Annotated in this window: 1 protein-coding gene; it reads left to right on the top strand. The window is 50.6% G+C overall.

Features of this window, described 5'->3' with window-relative positions; all coding sequences use genetic code 11:
* Positions 1–373: 373 nt before the first annotated feature.
* On the top strand, positions 374–1,213 hold an 840-nt coding region (locus ACPLUI_RS15025), incomplete at its 3' end, for an Mrp/NBP35 family ATP-binding protein (RefSeq protein WP_424661048.1).

The following is a 1,213-nucleotide window of genomic DNA, read 5'->3' as shown; positions in this document are numbered from 1 at the left end:
CAGGAGGCCTTGCAGGTACTTTGGGGTTGAAGAAACGTTCCGGTTGGGACCCCGGTGAGGAAATTAAACGCTTGAAGGAACGAGGCCTTATTACTGGTGACCATGCTCCCGATGCAGTTGTTACCTGGGGTGAACTGGCAGCGGTTTTAAACCGTATGCTGGATCGTTTCCAAAATTGAGAGAACAGTGGGAAGAGTGACTGTCTACCCGGAGTGATGCTCCGGGTCTTCATTTTTGTCGAGAAGGTTGAAGATGAGGTATATCCGGTCCGGGTGTGGTGTGGACACAGTTTTTAGCCCTACCCTGTTCTCTGAGGAGAAAATATGCTAAACTGGTGTGAGGAAAAAACAAAAAAAGGCGAGGGGTTGTGGAAATGGACGGAACAAATTGTACAACTTGCAGTGACAGGGATAACGGGCGGTGCAATACAGGACAATGTAGCGGGTCGCCCATCTTGCCTCAAAACGATGCCAGTGATATTAAGCAGGTGATTGCAGTAATGAGTGGGAAAGGTGGGGTGGGTAAGTCATCGGTCAGTTCTCTGCTGGCCATTGCACTGGCCCGCCGGGGTCGCAGGGTTGGTATACTGGATGCGGATATCACCGGACCCAGCATCCCCAAGCTTTTTGGCTTGCTGGCCCGTCCCGAGCAATTTAAAAACTATATCTTGCCGGTCAAAACATCGCTGGGTATCCAGGTTATGTCCTTGAACCTTTTCCTGCCTCAAGAAGATGACCCCGTAGTTTGGCGTGGTCCCATTCTTTCCAGTGCCGTGAAACAATTCTGGACCGATGTGGCCTGGGGCGAACTGGATTACTTAATTGTGGACATGCCTCCGGGTACCGGGGACGTTCCCCTGACAGTAATGCAGTCCCTTCCTCTGGATGGGCTTGTGGTAGTTTCTTCTCCCCAGGACCTGGCCATGATGGTGGTGGGTAAAACCATTAAAATGGCCCGCCAGGCAGCCATTCCCATCCTGGGATTGGTGGAGAATATGAGTTATATTACCTGCCCTCACTGTGGTGAAAAAATTCAACCGTTCGGTAATGGTGACTTAAGAGAGGAAGCTGGCAAAAGGGGCCTGCCCGTACTGGCAGTTTTGCCCGTAGACCCGGAATTGGCAAAATTGGCCGATGACGGCCGCATTGAAGATTATGCTGAAACGTCACTCCATAATTTAGGACCACTGGTTGAGCTTGTTGAAAAAAATTAT

It is taken from the genome of Desulfofundulus sp. (assembly GCF_049701015.1).
Lineage (GTDB): Bacteria > Bacillota > Desulfotomaculia > Desulfotomaculales > Desulfovirgulaceae > Desulfofundulus.
This window is presented reverse-complemented; position numbering and strand designations above follow the sequence as displayed.